At 27.8% G+C, this 19,410-nt stretch carries 31 protein-coding genes and 4 tRNA genes; 27 read left to right on the top strand and 8 right to left on the bottom strand.

The window, feature by feature from the left end:
• Positions 1-508 precede the first annotated feature (508 nt).
• Positions 509-581, bottom strand: a tRNA-Pro gene (locus I6E15_RS01220).
• A 3-nt stretch (positions 582-584) separates the two neighbouring features.
• A tRNA-Ser gene (locus I6E15_RS01215) sits at positions 585-672 on the bottom strand.
• A 72-nt stretch (positions 673-744) separates the two neighbouring features.
• On the opposite strand from I6E15_RS01215, the gene I6E15_RS01210 reads away from it, so the two are divergent.
• Complete coding sequence (locus I6E15_RS01210; protein ID WP_235243580.1) at positions 745-1,113, top strand: YjcQ family protein; 369 nt, start codon at positions 745-747, stop codon at positions 1,111-1,113.
• 42 nt (positions 1,114-1,155) lie between these two features.
• Here the strand turns inward: I6E15_RS01210 and I6E15_RS01205 are convergent, their stop codons facing one another.
• The 4 genes from I6E15_RS01205 to I6E15_RS01190 form a co-directional block, all read right to left on the bottom strand.
• Positions 1,156-1,704, bottom strand: coding sequence for a hypothetical protein (locus I6E15_RS01205; RefSeq protein WP_235243579.1), 549 nt, complete (start codon positions 1,702-1,704; stop codon positions 1,156-1,158).
• 150 nt (positions 1,705-1,854) lie between these two features.
• Positions 1,855-2,016, bottom strand: coding sequence for a hypothetical protein (locus I6E15_RS01200; protein ID WP_235243577.1), 162 nt, complete (start codon positions 2,014-2,016; stop codon positions 1,855-1,857).
• 116 nt (positions 2,017-2,132) lie between these two features.
• Complete coding sequence (locus tag I6E15_RS01195; RefSeq protein ID WP_235243576.1) at positions 2,133-2,771, bottom strand: hypothetical protein; 639 nt, start codon at positions 2,769-2,771, stop codon at positions 2,133-2,135.
• A gap of 28 nt (positions 2,772-2,799) precedes the next feature.
• Entirely contained in the window at positions 2,800-3,567 is a 768-nt protein-coding gene (locus I6E15_RS01190; protein ID WP_235243574.1) for a S24 family peptidase, read from the bottom strand.
• Positions 3,568-3,879: 312 nt separating this feature from the next.
• Here I6E15_RS01190 and I6E15_RS01185 point away from each other — a divergent pair, with 312 nt between their 5' ends.
• From I6E15_RS01185 to I6E15_RS01085, 22 genes are all read left to right on the top strand, one after another.
• Positions 3,880-4,029, top strand: a complete 150-nt coding sequence (locus I6E15_RS01185; protein ID WP_235243572.1) for a hypothetical protein — start codon at positions 3,880-3,882, stop codon at positions 4,027-4,029.
• Between the two features lie 66 nt (positions 4,030-4,095).
• Positions 4,096-4,314 carry a hypothetical protein gene (locus I6E15_RS01180; RefSeq protein WP_235243571.1) on the top strand — a complete coding sequence of 73 codons (219 nt, stop codon included), beginning with the start codon at positions 4,096-4,098 and terminating at the stop codon, positions 4,312-4,314.
• A 9-nt stretch (positions 4,315-4,323) separates the two neighbouring features.
• Positions 4,324-4,509, top strand: coding sequence for a hypothetical protein (locus I6E15_RS01175; protein ID WP_235243569.1), 186 nt, complete (start codon positions 4,324-4,326; stop codon positions 4,507-4,509).
• 11 nt (positions 4,510-4,520) lie between these two features.
• Positions 4,521-4,781, top strand: coding sequence for a hypothetical protein (locus I6E15_RS01170; RefSeq protein WP_235243567.1), 261 nt, complete (start codon positions 4,521-4,523; stop codon positions 4,779-4,781).
• Positions 4,771-5,127: a hypothetical protein gene (locus I6E15_RS01165; protein WP_235243565.1), complete on the top strand. Its 357-nt coding sequence runs from the start codon at positions 4,771-4,773 to the stop codon at positions 5,125-5,127. The genes I6E15_RS01170 and I6E15_RS01165 overlap by 11 nt, the downstream gene beginning before the upstream one ends.
• Before the next feature lie 9 nt (positions 5,128-5,136).
• Entirely contained in the window at positions 5,137-5,325 is a 189-nt protein-coding gene (locus I6E15_RS01160; RefSeq protein ID WP_235243563.1) for a hypothetical protein, read from the top strand.
• Between the two features lie 10 nt (positions 5,326-5,335).
• On the top strand, positions 5,336-5,458 hold the full coding sequence (locus tag I6E15_RS10135) for a hypothetical protein (protein WP_268827896.1): 123 nt from the start codon (positions 5,336-5,338) through the stop codon (positions 5,456-5,458).
• A gap of 61 nt (positions 5,459-5,519) precedes the next feature.
• Entirely contained in the window at positions 5,520-6,254 is a 735-nt protein-coding gene (locus I6E15_RS01155) for a phosphoadenosine phosphosulfate reductase family protein (protein ID WP_235243561.1), read from the top strand.
• The gene (locus I6E15_RS01150) at positions 6,244-6,402 is read left to right on the top strand and encodes a hypothetical protein (RefSeq protein WP_235243559.1); all 159 of its coding nucleotides are present in this window, start codon (positions 6,244-6,246) and stop codon (positions 6,400-6,402) included. Before I6E15_RS01155 ends, I6E15_RS01150 begins: the two co-directional genes overlap by 11 nt.
• Entirely contained in the window at positions 6,386-6,565 is a 180-nt protein-coding gene (locus tag I6E15_RS01145; RefSeq protein WP_235243557.1) for a hypothetical protein, read from the top strand. The genes I6E15_RS01150 and I6E15_RS01145 overlap by 17 nt, the downstream gene beginning before the upstream one ends.
• 1 nt (position 6,566) lies before the next feature.
• Positions 6,567-6,851, top strand: coding sequence for a hypothetical protein (locus I6E15_RS01140; RefSeq protein ID WP_235243555.1), 285 nt, complete (start codon positions 6,567-6,569; stop codon positions 6,849-6,851).
• Entirely contained in the window at positions 6,841-7,005 is a 165-nt protein-coding gene (locus I6E15_RS01135) for a hypothetical protein (RefSeq protein WP_235243553.1), read from the top strand. The genes I6E15_RS01140 and I6E15_RS01135 overlap by 11 nt, the downstream gene beginning before the upstream one ends.
• Positions 7,005-7,796, top strand: coding sequence for a hypothetical protein (locus tag I6E15_RS01130; protein WP_235243551.1), 792 nt, complete (start codon positions 7,005-7,007; stop codon positions 7,794-7,796). The genes I6E15_RS01135 and I6E15_RS01130 overlap by 1 nt, the downstream gene beginning before the upstream one ends.
• Before the next feature lie 17 nt (positions 7,797-7,813).
• Positions 7,814-8,464, top strand: a complete 651-nt coding sequence (locus tag I6E15_RS01125; RefSeq protein ID WP_235243549.1) for a hypothetical protein — start codon at positions 7,814-7,816, stop codon at positions 8,462-8,464.
• A 12-nt stretch (positions 8,465-8,476) separates the two neighbouring features.
• Positions 8,477-8,839 (top strand): hypothetical protein, encoded by a 363-nt coding sequence (locus I6E15_RS01120; RefSeq protein WP_235243548.1) that lies wholly within the window; start codon positions 8,477-8,479, stop codon positions 8,837-8,839.
• Positions 8,840-8,841: 2 nt separating this feature from the next.
• Positions 8,842-9,057, top strand: a complete 216-nt coding sequence (locus I6E15_RS01115) for a hypothetical protein (RefSeq protein ID WP_235243546.1) — start codon at positions 8,842-8,844, stop codon at positions 9,055-9,057.
• Positions 9,048-9,626, top strand: coding sequence for an rRNA adenine N-6-methyltransferase family protein (locus I6E15_RS01110; RefSeq protein WP_235243544.1), 579 nt, complete (start codon positions 9,048-9,050; stop codon positions 9,624-9,626). Before I6E15_RS01115 ends, I6E15_RS01110 begins: the two co-directional genes overlap by 10 nt.
• A 132-nt stretch (positions 9,627-9,758) precedes the next feature.
• Entirely contained in the window at positions 9,759-9,965 is a 207-nt protein-coding gene (locus I6E15_RS01105) for a hypothetical protein (RefSeq protein WP_235243542.1), read from the top strand.
• Between the two features lie 21 nt (positions 9,966-9,986).
• Positions 9,987-10,148: a hypothetical protein gene (locus tag I6E15_RS01100; RefSeq protein WP_235243540.1), complete on the top strand. Its 162-nt coding sequence runs from the start codon at positions 9,987-9,989 to the stop codon at positions 10,146-10,148.
• A 14-nt stretch (positions 10,149-10,162) separates the two neighbouring features.
• Positions 10,163-10,843, top strand: a complete 681-nt coding sequence (locus I6E15_RS01095; protein ID WP_235243538.1) for a hypothetical protein — start codon at positions 10,163-10,165, stop codon at positions 10,841-10,843.
• A 9-nt stretch (positions 10,844-10,852) separates the two neighbouring features.
• A complete protein-coding gene (locus I6E15_RS01090) occupies positions 10,853-11,230 on the top strand; it encodes a helix-turn-helix domain-containing protein (RefSeq protein ID WP_235243535.1) in 378 nt (125 codons plus the stop codon).
• 59 nt (positions 11,231-11,289) lie between these two features.
• Complete coding sequence (locus tag I6E15_RS01085; RefSeq protein ID WP_235243533.1) at positions 11,290-12,693, top strand: recombinase family protein; 1,404 nt, start codon at positions 11,290-11,292, stop codon at positions 12,691-12,693.
• A gap of 64 nt (positions 12,694-12,757) precedes the next feature.
• On the opposite strand, the gene I6E15_RS01080 is transcribed toward I6E15_RS01085, so the two are convergent.
• Positions 12,758-12,846: transfer RNA gene (locus I6E15_RS01080), tRNA-Leu, on the bottom strand.
• Between the two features lie 215 nt (positions 12,847-13,061).
• On the opposite strand from I6E15_RS01080, the gene I6E15_RS01075 reads away from it, so the two are divergent.
• Positions 13,062-14,456, top strand: coding sequence for an aminopeptidase P family protein (locus tag I6E15_RS01075; protein WP_235243531.1), 1,395 nt, complete (start codon positions 13,062-13,064; stop codon positions 14,454-14,456).
• A 281-nt stretch (positions 14,457-14,737) separates the two neighbouring features.
• Here I6E15_RS01075 and I6E15_RS01070 read toward each other — a convergent pair.
• A tRNA-Leu gene (locus I6E15_RS01070) sits at positions 14,738-14,824 on the bottom strand.
• 131 nt (positions 14,825-14,955) lie between these two features.
• Here I6E15_RS01070 and I6E15_RS01065 point away from each other — a divergent pair.
• The 3 genes from I6E15_RS01065 to I6E15_RS01055 all read left to right on the top strand — a co-directional run bounded on the left by I6E15_RS01065 (position 14,956) and on the right by I6E15_RS01055 (position 19,284).
• On the top strand, positions 14,956-16,080 hold the full coding sequence (locus I6E15_RS01065) for an alanyl-tRNA editing protein (RefSeq protein ID WP_235243529.1): 1,125 nt from the start codon (positions 14,956-14,958) through the stop codon (positions 16,078-16,080).
• A gap of 106 nt (positions 16,081-16,186) precedes the next feature.
• Complete coding sequence (gene rlmN, locus I6E15_RS01060; protein ID WP_177162010.1) at positions 16,187-17,236, top strand: 23S rRNA (adenine(2503)-C(2))-methyltransferase RlmN; 1,050 nt, start codon at positions 16,187-16,189, stop codon at positions 17,234-17,236.
• Positions 17,237-17,250: 14 nt separating this feature from the next.
• Entirely contained in the window at positions 17,251-19,284 is a 2,034-nt protein-coding gene (locus I6E15_RS01055) for a transglycosylase domain-containing protein (protein ID WP_235243527.1), read from the top strand.
• Positions 19,285-19,410: the final 126 nt, after the last annotated feature.

Raw genomic sequence — 19,410 nt, 5'->3', positions numbered from 1 at the left:
TGATGAGTACAACTAAAATATAAAATTTTTAATTTACTCAATAGAATAATCTGAACTTTTGAGACTTTTTTATTAGGAGATTCCCCTCCCTTTTTTTATATTTTTCAGATTATTCAATTTAATAAATTAATCGTTCCTAAATCGTTTCCTGAGTTATTCTTTATTTTTTATAATTTATTATATTTAATAACTTTATAAAAAAATAATCGTTCCCTTACATAACCATTAGCTAACCACACCTAACCATTTTGCTGGCGTCGGTAATATGCTGAACTGTCAACTAACGGTTGACAGTTGGGAGTTTTAGGCACTCCCTTAGCCTTAATATTTAGGAAAGATTATGAGAGAACGGCAAGAATCGAACTTGCTTATGATATAGTGGTTTCAACTAAGAATCCCACCACCACTGCTACCTCAGACACATTCTCATATGTTAGGAGTTTTTAATGAGAACTCCTTAAACTCGGAGATATAATATGGGATTTCCAATGTTCTGTTGTTCTAGTGAAGTGAATGGTAAGATTTGAACTTACAACCTATACTTCCGAGGTATATGCTCTCCCTAATTGAGCTACATTCACATATGGAGGAGGATATGAGATTTGAACTCACACGGCTTACGCCTACTCACTGTTTAGCAAACAGCTACCTTGCCATTAGGTTTAACCCTCCTTGAAAACCACCCCTTAAAGTTTTATAATGTATTTGCGAGATAAAAAATAAAATAAAAGGGGGTGATTTGTAATGTATGATAAAAAAATTATCATCGAACTTTTAAAATTTATAAAAGAAAATCTAAATTCTAAAAATCCTAAAGAATTTACTGAAAAGTTATTTATTGAAAATATCGAAAATTTAGATAATCAAAAATTAGTTAAGATTCTTAAATACCTTTATCAAGAAAATTTTATCCAAGGAGTTAATATTATTGAATTTGACCAAGGTGGTGGCAAATTACATTTTTATTCCTTAGAACTCACTGAAAAAGGAGAAAACTTCTTAAAAGATAATTCTTTTTTTAAAAAAATTTTTAATGTTCTAAAAATAATATTTAATGTATTTACTTCTTTAGGAACTCTTATAATTGATTTTCTCTCATTGTTTAAAAAATAAATATTGATTTATAGCAATGATATTTAATATCGTTGCTATTTTTTAATAAGGTATTAACCCTATATAAGAAAATCCAAGTTTAGTAATCGCTAAGTCAAAATCATATAGAGTTACTTTATCATCATTTAAAACTTTTACTAAATTTTCAGCTTTTTCATAATCAATGCAAACTCTATTTTTTTTAGGTTTGAAAAAACTTATTTCATATCCCCATCTTCCATCTCCAAAATATTCTAAATAACAGTTTTTTTCAAATTTTCTAAATTTTCTTATAGCAATATTCTTTTTTATAAAATCATCTAGTTTGTTTTTTCTGTTATATTTTTCTTTTAACGCTTCAAAACTCTTAACAATGCTCTTAATAACACAGTTTTCAGCAACGATAGGCATTAAATCTAAGTGTTTGCAATATCCTTTAATACAGTAACCATTAACCCCTAAAGCAGGATTAGACCTAGAAAAAATATTTAATTCAATGTCTGTAAACATACCTCTTACGAATACTTTTTCATCTTGATGAGTAATCGTTATAGCTGAATACCCATCATTTATTTTAGTAACTTTATATTCAAATACACTTTTGTTTTCCATTTACTGCTCCTTTAAGTAAGTTATATTTTTATAAAGCGACCTTATCATTGGCTACATCATTGAGAGGTACGACAAGGTCTATATCATTTTTAAAATACATTCATTTTTCGCTTATCAAGTTGATGTATGTCAACTTAATAAACAAAAAAATTAAAGTTTCTCTAAAATTTTAAAAAGAGTTTCAATTACTTTTTTATTGTTGTTGCTACATTCTCTATGTAAATACTGATAACTTCTACCATCTAGCTTGACAAGTTTGATGAATTTACATTTTCTTTTTATTAACTCTATTTTTAAATCTTGGAATGTCATTTCGTTTCACCTCTATAAATATTATACACTAACAGTTGATGAATGTCAACTGTTTTGAAAAATAATATAGGCACCTATTTAGGTACCTATTATCATAATAATAATTTTAAAATATTTTATATAATTTTTCCTTTTTTATCTAATATCACTTTTCCAAAACTTTGAGAATAAATATCTTGATTACTTAAATAAAAAAATAAAATAAATTCTTCGTAACGAACATTAGTTTTTGTGCTTTCAATTCTATAACTTTTTTTGTATTTTAACTCTGATTTATAAATTTCTTTAGCTATTTTTTCCATTTCATCTTGACTAGCTTCTCTATTTAATTTAATTCTTAAAGTTAATTTTCTTAAACCTGCTATTTTTTCCTCTTTTATATTATAATTTAATTTAATATCATTTCTTTGATTATTCTTTCCAATTATTCTTTTATTTAAAAACTCTTCTTCTGTATAGCTAGTTATAAATCCTTTTTCTCTATCTACTAAAATATAATTGTTACCTCTTATATCTATTCTGTCTAAGTTTCCTATTTCTCCTTCAATAACAAAACTAACCTCACTATACCCTTTTTCTACTTTTATTTTTTTACATTCCTTAAAAAAACTTTCAAAATCTTTGTTTTTGTCATAGCCATCTGTCTTGAAAAAGTAAATAGGATATCCTAAATCGTTAGATATCTTATTTAAATAAATATTTGCATAAGAAATGCAATTCATGCAGATACATAAAACAGCTAAAATTTTTTTCATAATTAATTACCTCTCCTTTTCTATATAGTTATTTTTTATTAACTAATCCTTTTAGCATAGGCTCTATAATTTTTCTTTGTTCCTCGCTAAGCATATCAATATATTCATATAGTGGGTCTTTTATTTTTTTATTTGTATCATTCATTATTTTTATAACTTTTCCACAAGCTACTATATCTGATGTTTTTATTTCTATGTCTGGGTATTTTTTATTATCACTTTCAAGAACATAAGTTCCATTTTTATGTCTAAGTCTTTTTACAAAACCCTCTTTATAGTCTATTCCATTAGTTAAGAATACTCCTATTTCTCCAACTTCAACCATAACATCTTTTTTTACAACTATTATAGCTCCGTCAGGGATTGTATCTTCCATACTATCTCCACTAACTTTAATAGCTATAATCTCTCCGCTAGTTTTAGGGTATGGTAAATAATCAATAGGCTCTGAACAAACTTCACAACCAAATCCTGCTGAAACACTACTGTAAACAGGAATTGTTATAAAATCAGTTTCAACTATTTCATTTTTAGGAAGATATTTATCATCAATATACCCTATCTTATTAAATAATTCAATTTGATTTAGTTTTAAAATTCTTGCTAATTCTTTGAGGTATATGGGGTTTATTTTCTTTTTTTTGCCATTTTCTATTCTTGATAAATCAGCCTTATCTATTCCAGTATGTATTTCTATGTGATTGGTGCTGTAATTTAATTCTTCACGTCTTTCTTTTAAAAGTTTTCCTAATTCAAATGCTTGTTCATCTGTAACTTCAAAATTTTTTTTATCCATATATCCTCCTTTTTTATTTAATATTTTATATATATATAATAATGTATTTGTTGATAAATATCAATATTTTTCAAAAAAACAGTTGACAAATATCAACAAAAGTTATATAATAAATTCACAAAGATAAAAAGTTATATTTTTTTTATAAATAAAGTTGACAAATATCAACTGATTTCAGGAGGAAAGACAATGGCAGTATATAAAGCATTAGCAAAAAACGAATATGGATAATACAGAGTAATAGAGCAGGAAGCAAAAAGCAAAACAGCTTTCATTAGAAACCTTAGAGGGAACGGATATAGGGTAGCAGAAATGAAAGTAAAAACAAAAGAAATATTTGATAGAGCTTCCGAATTAATAGATTACATAAGCTCAGTAGAAGAAGCTGAAACAATATGGAAAAACATTAAATCAGTAGATGATACAGTAGAAACAATCACAGAAAGAGCATTTGGATTTTAACCTTTTGATACAGCCCCTAAGAGATTAGGGGACATATTAAAAGATTAAAGCTAGAAAGGGGAAACGATGAAGATAAAAAAATATGGTAAAAATACAAGACAACTAAAAAAACTACTAGAAAACGGAGCAAGAATATTTAAAGACAACAGTGATTGGACACAAGTGTTTAAAGCAGTAGTAGGTTATGACTTCACATTTAGACTTCATAGTAAAGGACTTGAAATAGTGGATTGCTTAGGAGATACTTTCATACTTGAAAGCGAAGAAAAATTTGAAATAGTTTAGGGGGAACAAATGGAAGATAAAGTTTACAAATGGCAAGTAGTAGATGAGATGTGCGACGAAGTAAGAGTTTACGACGATAGAAAACTAGCAGAGAAAGACGCATTTAATATTCAAGGAGTGCTAAACAGATTAACTTATACACTAGAGGGAAAGCTAATAGACAGCACAACAGTTAAGGAATATGGTTGGTTTTAAAGAGGTAGAAAATGGTAAAGATAAAAAAAGTAAGAGAAAAAGAAAAATTTATAAAACACGTTTTTGAAATAATAGATAATTTCAATAGATATATTGGTAAAGAAAGTAACAATATTTATAGAAATTATTTAAGAGGTTTTTTTATAAGAAACTTAATAAAACCTCATAAAGCTAAGACAGTAAGCAAGCTAAACAAATTTAAAAAGTCTTTAAATTTTAAAGAGTTTAAAAGATTTAAAGAAAGAGTAAGAGGTGAAAATAATGGAAAATAAATTTGAACTAGCATTACTAAGTTTACAAAAAATGGTAGACGATGGAGTTATAAAAGTAACTGATAACGATTACGACGGATTTTTCTTTTATGTCAACAGAGAGCGTAAAGAGTTTGGAATAAATTTTTCATTTGAAACAGAAATGGAAGATGGAAAAAATTGGTTAACGTGGACATTAAGTGATGATGTTGATTTCCAAGAATCTTCATTTGATAAGTTAGGAGAAAAAATTTTAAAGTGGACAGAAGAAGATTTTTGGGACTGGAGAGAAGAAGAACTTAGAAAATCCATTTCAAACTACGAACAAGAAGAACGTGACATATATTATATGCAACACATTAGATAGGAGGTTATTATGAGTGGATATGAATTTTGTATATGGTGGTTAGGAATAACAGTAGGGCTACTAGTTATAGGAACTCTACTATATTGGATAGTTGAGGATTTAAACATTGATGATGAAATAGGAAATAAAGAGCTGTATAGTTTTATAGAAAAATACTTTGGTAAAAGATTTTTAAAAATCTTCAAGATGTTTATATAGGAGGGACACAATGAAGAAAGCAGATAAAAAAGATATGGAAGAAATAAAAAAAGAGATTGATATTGAAATCAAAATAACTTGCTTGGCAATAGTAATTATGCTTATAGGATTTTTAATATCTTTAAATTGTTAATTAAGTTCTTAATATATCCTCTAAGTTGTTAGAGGACTTATCAAGATTTTAAGGAGGAACAATGAAAAATATAGTAAGTTTTTCAGGGGAAAAAGACAGTACAGCAATGTTGTTATTAATGATTGAAAAAAATATACAGATAGATGAAATAATATTTTGTGATACTACTGTTGAGTTTCCTGAAATGTATGAGCATATAAAAAGAGTACAAGCTTATATAAATAGACCTATAACAATTCTAAAAGCTGAACATTCATATGAATATATGATGTTTCAGTACGAGAAAAAGAAAGGTAAAAATAAAGGTCAAAAAGGATATGATTGGGCAGGACCTCTATCAAGGTGGTGTACAAGAGTTTTTAAGCAAGATGTTTTAAGAAGATATTTAAAACAAAAGTACAGCAATGATGTAGTTCAGTTCATAGGAATAGCAGTAGATGAGCCTGAAAGGTTAGAGAAAAATAAAAATTTTAAAAATATAAGATTTCCTCTAGCTGAATGGGGTATTACAGAAGAAATGGCTCTTAGATATTGTTACAGTAAAGGTTTTGACTGGAATGGATTATATAGAAAGTTTGATAGAATTTCTTGTTGGTGTTGCCCTTTACAAAGTTTAAAATCCTTAAGAACTCTATACGATGATTTTCCTCGTCTTTGGAAAATCTTAAAAGAATGGGATAGAAAAGCAAGAAGAAACTTTAGGGCTGATTATTCAGTAGAAGAACTCGAAAAGAAATTTAAGAAAGAATATAAACAAAAAAATTATTTTAAAGGCGAGGGAAACAATGGGAGTTAAAGAGACGGAAGCAGTAAAAAGATTTATAAAAAAAGCTAACTTAGAAGCTGAAATTACAGTTTTAGCTTTTGCTAACTTTTTAGATAAAAAGCAAATAAAATGCGATGATATTTTCAAAGGAGTTGCATTAAATGTTGGAGATAAATAACTTGCTTGTGAAATTAAAAGAACAAGGAAAAATAAGCAAAGAATCTTGGTATGTAATACTTAACGACGGAATAAAATTCGAAAACATTCATTTCAGAGGAAATGAAAAGGTATCTAGTATAGAAAGGTTTAGAAGATATCTAAAGAATATTGAAAGGAGTTAAAATGGAATTTAAAAAGCAAATAGATAGACAATTTAATTTACTAACAAGCTCTATCAATGAGCTTGTAGAGTACAACTCTATCGACGAGAAAATAAAAAGATTGTGTAAAATCTTCAATAAAAAAGATTTGAGTTTTATAAACTTCTGTGACAGTGGTTATTCAATTTACTTAGATGATAATAAATGTAGTTATGGAAGAACTATCCAAGATGTTGTAAATGAGTTCTTTGATGATTATAAAATAGAAATAGAAAGCTTGGAAAAGGAGCTAGAAAATGAAATGTAGCTTATGTGGAGAAAAAATGCGAAATACTGGGTATTGGTACACTGATGAAGAAGAGGAAGAAATATATATTTGCAGTTGTGGTATGCAGTACGGAACAATAACTGGTTGGTATCACAATGAAAATTTTAAAAAGATAGAGGAGGAAGAAAATTAATGGAACTAAAAACAGTTGACATCAAGGGAAAAAAATATGTAACAGTTGCTGAAAGAATTAAGTATTTCCGTAATACAGAGCAGTACAAAGATTACGGAATAGAAATAAACTGGATAGAAGTTACAGATACTAGAGCTGTTGCTAAAGCTATAATAAGAGATGGCAATGGAGTTATTAAATCAGAGGGAACGGCTATGGAAGAAAAGGACAATAAGTCGTCTATGGTTAATAAAACATCTCATATTGAAAATTGTGAGACATCAGCAGTTGGTAGAGCATTAGGATTTTTAGGAATTGGAATAGATGGAGCAGAAGTTTCAACTTATGAAGAAACATTAAGAGCAAAGAAAAGACAATTTATAGATTCTATCAATAATATGATAGATGATAAAAATAGAGAGGAATACGAAGAAAAATATAGATTAAATGAACTTGGGTTATTATCTGTTGAGCAACTGGAAGAAATAGAAACTAAGTTAAAATCTAAAGAAAAAGATGATATTTGCAAAGCAATTTCTAAAATAGCAAGTTCACAAAAAATGTCAGAAATAATGAAATATTATGGAGTAAAAAATATAGGCAATCTTGACCTTGTGGTATTAAAAAAAGTACACGACCATTTGGTAGTATCGAAAAATAAAATCTCTAAAAATGAACTACAAGATTTAATGGAATGTGCAGATATATTAGATGTTAATTTAGATGAATATTGCGAAAGAGAATATCATAAAAAACCTAGTGAATTAGCAAAAGAAGAATATAAGGAAATCAAAAAAAGATTAAACAAATAATTTTATGGAGGGTATAAATGCAGTACATAATAGACATAGATAAAGAAAATAACAATGTTAGGGTGCTTGTACCCTCTCATAAAAACACAATAACACAAGAAAAGGTAAATAACTTTTTCAAAGTTCTGAAGGTTGCAAATTGGGAGGTAACTCCAGTGCAAAGACTATCCCTCGACCAAATGAAAATGATTTTTGCATTATGTAGAGATTATTCAGATGTTTTAGGATACGAGCCTGAAGAACTAAGAAAAATTTTAAAGGCTGAGTTCTGTTATGAAAATCCTATTCAAGTAACTTTTGATAATTACAATAGAGAACATAGATTTGATTTAGACGGAAAATATAATTTAACAGATATTAACCCTTTTTTATTTTGGGACGAGATAAAATTCAATATCCCTGAAAAACCTTTTAATTTAGAAAAAGAATTAAAAAAATTAGAAGTAATAAAATTTGAATGTGGAGAAGAAAATTTTTCTTTACACTGGGATCACGAAGAACAAGAAATAAATATAACTTGTGTAAAACTATTTGAAAAACCATCTTGTGAATATTTTACAAGAGATAGTATAGAAAAATTTAAAGAAAATATAAAGAATAAAAAAATAACTAAAGAACAATTTTTCAAAGCTTATGAAAAAGTGTTTAGACAATCTAAAGAGGAATAATAAAAGTAATTTATGAAAAGAATAAAATTAAGAAAAGTAATCGATAGAAATATACTTATATTTAAAGTATATGGGTTTGATTACAGAGGAAAAGGATTCGGAATACAAGTTAGATATAGAATAGGTTCTGATATATCTCTTTTACATAGTTGTATGTCGGACCAAAAATTTAAAGCTAATCAACTAGAAATAATTAATAACTTTGACAAATATGATATAGAGCTATTTAAAAAAATATTACTTAAAGAAATAAAGTTTATAAATAATATGAAATACTCTATTAATCGTTATAGTTTTAAAAAATCTGTTGATAGAAATATTCTTAATTTTCTATATAAAGAAATTAAAGATAAAAATAGTTTTAAGGAGATATAAAAATGTGGAGATGTAAAGATTGTGGGGTAGAAATTAAATCTAAAATAGAAACAAAAGCTATCTCTATTTTAACATTAGATAAAAATAGAAAAATAATAGACCAAAAAACAAAAATAGTAAATAAGGAATTGTTGCATCATTTTTGTAAAAAATGTGGAAATAAAAGTTATTTTTTAGAAGATATAGCAGAGTGGGTGGAGGGAGAGCAATGCAAATAAATTTAGACTTTATCAAAGATGAAAAAATAGGAGATTTTTCAGTAGAAACATTAATAATTTCCCCTTTTGATGCCGAATTACACAATCTTAGTTGTAAGATAAATAAAAGACCTGAACAAGTAGTTGAAGCAGGAACATTTAAAGTTTTAAAAGAGAATGGAGATATATGGATGTCCAATACCTTAATGGAGGTAGCAACTCATCAACAAGCAATAAAAAAAGCTAAAGGAAATGTACTTGTAGCAGGGTTAGGACTTGGAATGTTTCTAACTGCTATCAAGGATAAAAAAGAAGTAAAAAAAATAACAGTAATTGAAAATAGCCAAGAAGTAATTGAACTTGTTGGAAAATATTATCAAGATGAAAAAATACAAATAATAAACGAAGATATTTGCGATTTCAACACTGATGAAAAATTTGATTTAATATGGCTAGATATATGGGCGACTATTTCTAGAGATAATCTTGAAGAAATGGACCTTTTAAGAAGAAAATTCTCTAAGAACTCTAAAAATATTTTATGTTGGAGTGAAGAAATTTTTAGAAAGGAAATAAGAGAAGATGTATAAATATCTAATACCTTTATTATTTCTAGTTTGTATATGCTTGTCTTTTATACTTGGAGCATTTGTATCTGAATTAATGATAAGAATTTTATAACGAACTGGTCGGTATTTCCGACTAGTTCAAAAGGAGAAGAAATGAGAAAGAGTAAATTATATTACAAATATTTGCCTTTAAAAAAAAGAAGAGGTATTTTGAAATATAAAATTTTTAAATCAGTTATAAAAAATGGAATTGGTATTGTTCCAGTAGGAAATTTTAAATCAGTCAAAATTAACCTCGATAAAAAAGTATGGTTAACAGCAAAAGGAAAGTTATTTAAAATAGAACTTACAAAAAAATAATTAAAATATAGGAGGTAGCCTATGTTTAGATTTGCAGTAGTTGATAGAATAGACAGAAAGTTGTTAGAGATTTTTGATGATTTAGAGAGTGCAAGAAAGTTTATAGATAAAATAAACAGCAAAAGTTTTAAAATTATGAAATCTAAAAGAATTATAGCATTAAAGATAAGGAGTAGAGGTTAAATGAATATATAAATATGTTAAACGGTATGGTAAAAAGTCAACAAGAGGAAACAAAAAATCTTATAATGGTTAAAGTTTCTGAAAGTAGATATTTCATAAAACTTCAAACAGCTGTTGGAATTATTAACAAATCCCTTAAAACCCATATAGATATTTGGGAAGAAGAAATAAAAATGGGGGGGTTTTTAAATATCTATTACAGAAATTTAGTTTTAAAAAGAGCATACAATATATGTGAAAAATTAAGAAAAAATTTTTATGGGTACAAAGTCAATAGCAGTGATTTAAAGAAAGTTGATACAATAGCAAGTGCAACTTATAGAGCTATTGCAGATTCAACAGAGAGAATGCCTAAGAATTGTAAAAGACCTAAAAATTCAGTAAATGCAGAAATTGAGGAGAATACACTTCCTAAAGATTTTTTAAGTACCTTTTGTATAGTGATGTATTCTATCAAGTATTTAGAACAACTGGAGCCTACAATAAAAAAATATGGTCTTGAAAAGGATATTAATACTTTAAAGAATCTTTTTAGCAAATACGAAAAATTCATAGAAAACGAAATAATAGTTACAAGCGAATTTGAAACTTTTGAGGAATACAAAAACTTCGTTGAAAAAGTAGCTTTTGATAATAAAAAAGATAAACTAATGAATAATATTAAAATTTATAAAAAAAGAAAACATATTGTGTAGAGGTGTTTTATGGTAGATATAAAATACTTGCTAATAAGTCTTAGGAAAAGACATAAGCATAGCAAAATTGAAATGGCAAATAAATTAGGTATAACTAAAAACTTCTTATATAGAGTAGAAACAGGTCGTAGAAATTTTTCAGAGACCACATTAAATAGATTATTTACTGAATATAATATCTCTGAGGAAATGCAAGAAATATATAAGGCAATAACAAAATTAAATAGTTCTAGCATATTAATAGATTTAAAAAATATAGATTCGTTAAATAAGAGAAAACTGATAATACTATTATCTGAAAACTTGGATAAAATAAGTGAAAGAACAATAAAAACTATAAATATTATTCTAAAAAAAGATTTAGAAAAGGGGGTTGACAATGATTAATAAAGTTGAGATAGTAAATATTATTTATAAGATAAGACAAAATCAAAAGGAGAGAGAAAATGTTATTGTCAGCGAAGAAAAATAGAACAATAGCATATTGTAGAGTATCAACAATTACACAAGAGGAGGGCAGAAGTTTGGAATTTCAAATAAAGAAATGTCAGGACTTCTGTCAACTTCAAGGGTATGATTTAATTGATATAATACAAGATGTTGAGAGCGGAGGAAACGACGACAGAAAAGGTTTTTTAGAACTCCAAGAAAAAATAAAAAATAGAGAGTTTGATATTTTAGTTGTGTGGGAAAGTTCGAGAATATCAAGAATTACATTAACGATGTTGAATTTCGTATTGGAGCTACAAAAGAATGATATACATTTTATAAGTATCTCACAGCCTGAATTAAATACAAATACTCCTACTGGAATGTTATTCTTTCAGATACAATCAAGTCTTGGAGAGTACGAGAGAAAGCAAATATCGGTTAGGGTAAAATCTAATAAATGGGCTAGAGCAAAAGAGGGAATATGGCAAGGTGGAAAGCTCCCACTAGGTTATAAAAAAGATAAAGAGGATAATAAAATAATATTAATAGATGAAACGAAAGCTAATGAAGTGAGAGCTATATTTGATTATTATATAGCTTGTAGGAGCTTAAAAGAAACTGGAGAGTTATTTGGTAAAAATCCATCAACTATAAAATGGATTTTACAGAATAAATTTTATCTTGGGTATTTAAGATATGGTAAAAAAGAAAATAATATTAATACTGGAGAAATTAAAGTTAATAAGGATTACAAATATTTCAAAGGTAGCCACGAGCCTATAATAGATGAGGAAACATTTAATCAAGCTAATTCTACAATAGAAGTTAGAAGAAAAAAGACGGCAGGAAAATCAACATTAATGTTTACTGGGATAGTTAGATGTCCTTGTGGTGGTAAAATGTATGCTCATACAAAAGAAAACGGTAGAGTTGATTATAGATGTAATGTTTGTGGAAAATCTATTAGCAAGATGAGATTAGAGCCTAAGATTGAAAAAGAACTATTTGAAATGGCAGAACTAAAAGAATTAAATAGTGTAGAAGTCAGCAAAAGTAGTTACAAAGTTAAAATAAAAAATCTTGAAACTTTTTTAGATAGTTATGAGAAAGAGCAAGAAAGAATAAGGTATATGTTTAGAAAAGGGCATATATCTGAAAAAGAACTAGACGAAGAAATGCAAGAATTAGTAATAAAAATCAATAATATAAAATCTGAAAAAAGAATTTTAGAAAAAACTTTAAAAGATGAAATAGTAAGTTCTGATGAACAACTAGAAAATTTAGAAATTTTAAAAGAAGTTTTAAAAAATAAAGATGAGAGAGATATGGAAGATTTAAAATATATGTTTAGATTACTCATTCATCACATAGAATTAATAAATACAAAACCATTAGAAATAAAAATATTTATAAAATAAAAAAGCTCCTAAAAATATTAGGAGTTTTTTCTATGTTAATACTTTTAAAAAGTATGGTAATCTGTGGTGCCTAGAGCCGGAATCGAACCGGCACGGTATCAAGATACCACAGGATTTTAAGTCCTGTGCGTCTACCTGTTCCGCCATCCAGGCATTCTTAAGTTTAGTAGGTTTTATTTTCTACTTCCTCAAGACAAGAATAATAATATCATATTTTATAAAAACTGTCAATAATTTTTATTAAAAAAATGAGTTTTTCTTTATTTATCAATGAATAAAATTTTTAAAGGAGTTATAAAAAGTTGATTTTTCTAAAAAAACATATTATAATTATATAAAACTATTTTTTTACAACGAGGGGGATATATATGTTTTCAAGAAGAACTTATGAGAAAAGAAGATTAGCACTAAAAAATCAATTTGAAAAAGGAGTTATTTTGATTTGTGGGAATAGCCTTTCTCCAACAAGTTATCTTGACAATGCTTTTCCTTTTGTGCAAGACTCAACATTCCTTTATTACTTTGGTTTGAACAAAGAAAATCTTATGGGAATAATAGATATAGATAAAGAACAAGAGATAATTTTTGGAAATGAGCTTACAATAGATGATATAATTTGGGGAGGACCACAAATAACTTTGGCTGACCAATGTAAATTAGTTGGAGTAGACAATGTTTTCCCTTATGAAGAGTTAGGGAACTATTTAAGAGATGCCAGAAATGCTGGTAGAAGAGTTCACTACATAAATCAATATTTACCAGAAAATATTTTAAAACTATCTGAGTGGTTTGGAATAAAACCAAGTGAAGTCAACAGATATTCTTCAGATGCTTTAGGTTATGCTGTGGCAGAACAAAGAAACTTTAAAACTCCTGAAGAGGTTCAAGAGATAGAAAAAGCTGTAAATATTACAAGAGAGATGCATCTTAAAGCTATGGAAGTGGCAAAACCGGGAATGAAAGAATATGAAGTGGTGGCTGAGATAGAAAAAGTTGCTAAAAGCTACAACTGTGGCACATCATTCCATACTATTTGCACAATCAATGGGCAAATACTTCATAACCACAACCACAACAATATTTTAAAAGAGGGGGATTTATTATTAATTGATGCTGGAGCAAAACTTGAAAATGGATATTGTGGGGATATGACTACTACAATGCCAGTTTCTGGAAAATTTACTCCTGAACAAAAAGAGATGTATAACCTTTTAATATCTATGTTTGACAGAGCTAGCGAACTTATAAAACCGGGAATAACTTATAAAGAGGTTCATTTAGAAGTTTGTAAGGTATTAACTAAAGGATTAATGGAAAAAAATATTTTAAAAGGTGATGTAGAAGAGATAGTTTCTAAAGGTGTTCATGCTTTATTTATGCCACATGGTCTAGGACATATGATGGGGTTAGATGTTCACGATATGGAAAATATCGGAGAAGTTATAGTTGGTTATAATGGACAATTTAAAAGTGAACAATTCGGTTTAGCATCTTTAAGACTTGGAAGAGAGTTAGAGGAAGATTTTATCTTTACTGTTGAGCCGGGAATATATTTTATACCAGAACTAATCAAACAATGGAAAATTGAAGAAAAATTTGTAGAATATATAAATTATGATGAGCTTGAAAAATACATAGGCTTTGGTGGAATGAGATATGAGGGAGATTTCTTAGTAACTAAGACAGGAAATAGAAGACTTGGTGAAGAGATGGTAAAATATCCTGAAGAAGTGGAAAAAGTAAGAGAAAAAGCTTTTGAATAATAAAAAACATTAAATATATAATTGAAAATTAGTAACTTTCAACTATATAGGTACAAAAAATTAATTAAAAATTGGGAGAATTTACATTATGCAGATTCTCCTTTTTGATTTATTTTTGAAAGCGTTATATCACATAATTTAAAAATGCTTTTTAAAGTTTCCTATTGATTTTATCTATTTTTCTTCATTAGTACGATATTTCCTCTGATTTTTAAAAAATTAGAAAGGATATATCCAAAAAATAAAAAAATCTCCTATATTAGGAGATAATTTTCTAAAAATGGTGCCTAGAGCGGGACTCGAACCCGCAAGGTATTGCTACCAGCGGATTTTGAGTCCGCCGCGTCTACCAATTCCACCATCCAGGCTTTCTTATAACAAGTAATATAATACAATATTTTCACAAGGTTGTCAATAGGTTTTTGAAAAAATTAGCCTTTAAAATTACTCTAAAGTGTTGTATAATATATCATAGCGTTTTTTTAGCAGGGAGGGAAAAATGAGATTAAAAGTTACTAATTGTAGAAAAGAAAAAGAAAATTATAATATAACTGTAGAATATTTAGATGAAAATCCTATAAAATTTTATACTGACGGTAAGGGCGGACAGTTAGGAGATAGAGGAGCAATAGGAGAAGCTACAGTTTTAGAGGTTTTAGCTGAGGAAATAGTAATAGATAGAGAGCTTAATCTAGAGGAATATGATTATACAATAGATTTTAAAAGAAGAGAGGATATAGCTGTACAACACACTGCAGAACATCTTTTATCAGGGATTGCTAAAAAATATTTTAATTTAAACAATGTTGGATTCAGAATGGCTGAGGATTTCACAACAGTTGATTTAGATAGCGATAAAATATCTTCTGAGACTTTAGAGGAGTTACTTGCTAAGACAAACGAGGTTATAAAATTAGGTATTGAAGTCTTAGAAAAAAATGTAACTATCCCAGAGGCAAAAGAGATAAATCTTAGAAAACCATTAAGTGATAAGATAAAAGAGGGACTTGTAAGAATAGTAGAGATACCAGAGTATGACAATTGTGCTTGTGCAGGTTTCCATGTAAAAAATATAAAGGATATCCGTCTTTTAAAATTGGTTTTCTCAGAAAGAATCAAAGGAAAATATACAAGATGCTATCTTTTAGCTGGAGATAGAGCTTTGGTTGACTATAATAAAAAAGATAAAATTATAAGGGAGTTAAATCATAAATTTAGCTGTAGAGATAATGAAATCATAGATATGGTTGAAAGATATATGGGAGAGCATGAAAATTTAAAAAGAGATTATTCAAATCTAACTCAAAAATATGCTAAATATTTCTTGAATGAGATCTTAGAAAATCCAATTACAATAAATGATAAACGAATCATAATCTGTGAGGAAAATAAAACTATAATCAACGAAGTAAGAAAATCTTTTGCTAAAAGAGAGGAAACTTTTATAGGTATAACAGAGGATTCTATTATGCTTTCAAGTAATACTCTAAATTGTGGAGAGATTATAAAAAAATTAAGTCAAGAATATCCAAACTTAAAAGGTGGAGGAAGTCCAAAACAAGGAAATATCAAGGGAACTTTGACAAAAGATGAGATAATAAAAATATTAAACACTATTATATAATATTTGCTTGTCATTTTATAAAAAAACTGATAAAATAGATAGTCAATTATATTTATTTTAATGATTTATAAATTTTTTAAAAGAATGATAAAATAACGGAGGAATAATGGAAAATACAAAAATGGCACTTTTAAATCTCAATGAAACTGAGATGACAGATTATATATTATCTTTAGGAATGAAAAAATTCTATGGAAAACAAATATATAACTGGCTACATTCAAAACTTGCAAGAAATATACACGATATGACAAATATCTCTCTAAAAGATAGAGAAACTTTAAGTGAAAAAGCATATATACCTTTACTAAACATAGTAAATCATCAAATATCTAAAATAGACGGAACTGAAAAGTTTTTATTTAAACTAGAAGATGGAAATACAATCGAAACAGTTTTATTAAAACATAAAGATAGAAATACTGTATGTGTGTCTACTCAAGTTGGTTGCCCTGTAAAATGTAAATTCTGTGCAACTGGGGCATCTGGTTATGAGAGAAACCTAACAGTACACGAGATTTTAAACCAAGTTTACACAATAGAAAGAAGACTTAGAAATAAAGAACAATCTGTAAACAATCTTGTATTTATGGGAATGGGAGAGCCTTTCTTAAATATTGATAACTTAATAAAAGCTATAAAAATCCTTTCTGACGAAAAAGGTTTAAATATTTCAAGAAGAAAAATAACTGTTTCAACTTCTGGAGTTATCACAGGAATAGAAAGACTTTTAGAGGAAAAAATGCAAGTTGAGTTAGCTATATCTCTACACGCTGTATTTAACGAAAAAAGAGATGAACTTATGCCAATCAATAAAAAATATCCTTTAGAAGACCTATTTACAGTATTACAAGAATATCAAAAAACTTCAAATAGAAGAATAACTTTTGAGTATATCTTAATAAAAGACTTTAATGTTTCTCAAAGTGATGCTGAGACTTTAGCAGATTTTGTTCACGAATTTGACCACGCTTTGAACTTAATCCCTTATAACCCAGTTGTTGAAAATGATTTTGAAAGACCTAGTGACAAGAAAATCGAAAAATTCTACAACTATCTAAAAAATGATAGAAAAGTTAATGTTATCATCAGAGGAGAAAAAGGAACTGATATAGACGGAGCTTGCGGACAATTAAGACAAAGAACTGTTAAATAATATGGAGAAGTCATATGAAAAAAATTTTTAAAATTATTTTATTAGCTTTTGTATTTCTATTTTTTAGTGGGATTTTAAGTGTATTCTTAGTGATTAACCACTATAAAAAACAACTGCCAGATATTGAAACTTTGATAGAATCTTACTCTCCATCACTTCCTACAAAAGTGTATGACATCAATGGAAAGGTTATAGATGTTTTATACAAAGAATCAAGAATACCAGCTAAGTTTGATGAAGTGCCACAATGTGCTAAAGATGCTTTTATCTCTATCGAAGATAGAAGATTTTACAGTCACTATGGTATTGACCCAATCGGTATTTTAAGAGCTATAGTTGTAAATATAAAATATCAAAGTAGAAGACAAGGGGCTAGTACATTTACTCAACAATTAGCAAGAAACGCTTTCTTAAGTCATGAAAAGAAAATTTCTAGAAAGATAAAAGAGGCGATACTTACAATAGAGATAGAGAAAAGATACACAAAAGATGAAATATTTGTTAAATATTTAAATGAAATCTATTTTGGTGACGGAGATTACGGAATAAAAAGTGCGGCAAAATCTCTTTTCAAAAAAGATATTAGATATATAAATATTCCAGAGGCGGCACTTCTAGCAGGTGTACCTAATAGACCAGGATTTTATAATCCTAGAAAACATCTTGATAACGCTCTTCAAAGAATGAGGCTTGTCCTAAAACAAATGTATAACTTTAATATGATAACAAAAGACCAATATGAAGAGGCTTTGGAACATAAGTTTGTATTGGAAGAGGATTTTAAAGAGGGAATGGATTTAGCTCATACAACAATTGTTTATCCAAGAAGTAGAGTTAATAAATCTTTAGCTCCAAGTTTTACAGATTTAGTTTTAGATTATTTAGATGATAATTTTGATGAAGAGGTTATCTATAATGGTGGATTAGAAGTTTATACTACTTTAAACTACGATATGCAAAAAGTAGCTGAGAGAGTTTTCAACGAATATCCAGCCATTGCTAAAAATAAAGAACTTCAAGGTGCTATGATAACAATAAATTCTTCAAATGGTTATATCACTTCTATCATAGGTGGTAGAGATTATGTAACGGGTAATTTCAATAGAGCTATAATGTCACAAAGACAGATTGGTTCTTCATTCAAGCCATTTGTATATCTTTCTGCTATAATAGATGGATACTCTGAAAATACAATTATAGAAGATTCAAGGGTTTTATATGATCAAGGTTGGGCTCCAAAAAATTATGGAGTAACTTACAGAGATAATATCACGCTGTTTGACGGACTTGTTAGATCTGTTAATAGTGTTACTATAAAACTTTTAAAAAGTGTTACTCCAAGAAAACTATCTGAAAATCTAAAAAAATTAAATGCTAATATGGAAACTGATTTAAATTTAAGTACAGCTTTGGGAACTTTATCGGTAACTCCTAAAGATTTAGCAAAAGGTTTTGCAATATTCTCAAATGGTGGGTATGTTGTTGAACCTATGGTTGTTACAGAAGTGAGAGATAGTAATGGAAATACATTAATAAAAAATACACCATCTGTACAAAAAGTTTTTGACTCAAAAGATATAGCTCTTACAACAAATCTTTTAATAGGTTCTGTAAAATATGGAACAAGTAAAGGAGCTACTGTTATAACTAAAAAAGGTGGACATATTGAGCAAGGAGGAAAAACAGGAACAACAAACGATTCTTTAAGTGTTTGGTATGCTGGAATAACTCCTGAATATGTAACGACAGCTTATATTGGATATGATGACAATAAAAAAATGGAAACAACAGGTGGAGAACTTGTTGCACCACTATGGAAAAGATATTATGAAGAGATAATAAATGAGGGACTTTATACTCCAAGTAAGTTTGAGTTTATAGATACTTTAGTTGCTAGTGGAGAATTATACTATCAAAACTTAGATGCTTTCTCAGGACTTTTATCTGATGGTTGGAACTCAAGAAAATTCTTGATAAGAGACAACAGACTTGAGCTTGAAAAAGCAAGCAAATATAAAAAAGATTTAGTAGAAATCCTATATAATTAAAAAAAGAGTGTTACAAACTATTACTGGTTTGTAACATTTTTTCTTTTTAGAGGGTGTGAAGAGTTTTCTGTAAATCTTAACTTTCTATGATAAAAATTGTTTAATTTAATATTTTTACTTTATATG

It is taken from the genome of Fusobacterium perfoetens (assembly GCF_021531475.1).
Classification (GTDB): domain Bacteria; phylum Fusobacteriota; class Fusobacteriia; order Fusobacteriales; family Fusobacteriaceae; genus Fusobacterium_B.
Note: the sequence above shows the minus strand (reverse complement) of the source record. Positions and strands in the feature narration are given on the sequence as shown.